The sequence below is a fragment of the Pseudoalteromonas sp. Isolate6 genome, from assembly GCF_022398435.1.
GTDB lineage: Bacteria > Pseudomonadota > Gammaproteobacteria > Enterobacterales > Alteromonadaceae > Pseudoalteromonas > Pseudoalteromonas galatheae.
In genome coordinates this window covers 1-1,727 of the sequence record NZ_JAKEVK010000368.1, presented here as the reverse complement: position 1 = coordinate 1,727, position 1,727 = coordinate 1, and the positions used below count along the sequence as shown (strand labels likewise).

The 1,727-nt window shown below is 45.7% G+C and carries 1 protein-coding gene; it reads right to left on the bottom strand.

Annotation, left to right across the window (positions count from 1 at the left end):
- Positions 1-1,287, bottom strand: a 1,287-nt coding sequence (locus L1D50_RS22935; protein WP_275660256.1) for a contractile injection system protein, VgrG/Pvc8 family, incomplete at its 3' end; no start/stop codon positions are given.
- Positions 1,288-1,727: the final 440 nt, after the last annotated feature.

Sequence of the window (1,727 nt, the reverse complement as noted above, 5' to 3'; positions counted from 1 at the left end):
GCCTAAAATATAACTTTGGTCAGGGTCGTTGTTCATACAACCGATGAGCACATTACTGTCTGGCAGGAGCGGAAAGTGTAACCCTGTCGGTTGCTTTTGGCCGCGACAGGCATATTGTGTGAGGCGCTTTACTGATTCAGTGACTTGACTATCAAAATGTACTTGCGTGGCATATTGCCCTTGGGTATCTAGATGAGGATTGGCCTTTGACCCCGACAATGAACGTACCGTGGCAGTAAACACCATCGGCTTGGGGCTGTGCTCTGGGGGCGCGATACGTATTGGCTCACCCCGAGGTACACACACCGACTCGCTATGATGAGCAACTTGCTTAGGGTCATTGGCACTGCCTTGCTTATACACCTGTTTACTGCGAATACAGGTATAATCGCCACCTTTCGCTGTGCCCAATTTGCCATTTAACGAAAACGAATAACCGGCATTGGCTTCGGCTACGTTTCCTACCAGCGTGACTTCATTTTTACCTTGTTGATAGGCAAGCTCGAGATTGCCGGTGCGCTCAAATTGCTCAGCAGGATTGTGTGCAGCAGGCTCAAAATAGCTGCGCTGCGCCGAGCTGACGGAGGTTGGTGGATGGGCATTCATGTGCACTTGTGAGCCACCCATTCTAAAGCGATGGCGACTTTGGCACTGCGTAAACCCAACAAAGCCGGTTTTATGCTCGTGAACCAGCCCATCTTTATCTGTTACCGACAACAAGCCTCGTTCAATATAGGGGCTTGCAAGATTCCCCTCGGCAATCACTATCGACTCAATAAAATCATGGCATTCAAACCAATAGATTAAGCCGTACTTTGCTAAGAGTCGGGTGAAAAAGGTGTAGTCGTTTTCTAGCGCTTGTACACACTGCGGTAGCGTGGGTAAATCTTTAGTGACTCGCCATTTTATCCGGTCTTGTGAATAGCCCGCTTTTTGTATCAACTTATTGAGGACAGACTGAACATTGGCTTGTACAAAGATTTGGCTTTTTTCTGTTTGCTTAAGTAACTCAAGGCGAGGCTTTAAGATTACCTCTGCACCACAGGTGTGCTCAGACACAAAACCAGATTGGATATCAAACAAAGTCCCAGTGAAATACGTTGATATTGCATCTGGTGACTCAATTTCAAACGTGAGCATATTGCCGACGAGTAATTCATCAGCCAGGTCAAATTGGGATTCTAGGTTTGCTTTGAGTAAAAAGCCGCTATTGATACAGGTCGTGAGTTCAAAATCGACGACATGTACAGGATGGTTAGTACCATACACCACAATCCTTGTTTGCATTTTTTATGTCCACTGTTGTTGGTTAAAGCTGTTCCACCAATACGCGGTACTACTTCCTAGTGTGCTGCGATTGGTTTTTATTTGCGCGCTATTGTTACATAAAAGGCAAGCATTTTTAACCCATTTTTTTATTCAGCATTCGAATACTTATCTTTTGGTGTAACGGATGGTTTTGAAAACGCCTCCCCGAAATCACACCGAATCCTCAAATCCAAGTCGATATATAATATAGCGTTGTGGGAGGCGGTTTACCCGCCGAGAAGTATGTTTTTCGAGTGATGAGGGGGTCTTTTCTTTAGGCATCAAAGAAAAGTAAGTCTTAGTCTATGGATGGGCGTCGAAGTCTGTCAGGAGGACGGGCTGGCTTTACGGTAAATTTCGAGCTACCAGCCGTTAGCAACATAAACCTCCATGTTTAATATCAAAGCGCATCCATGCGC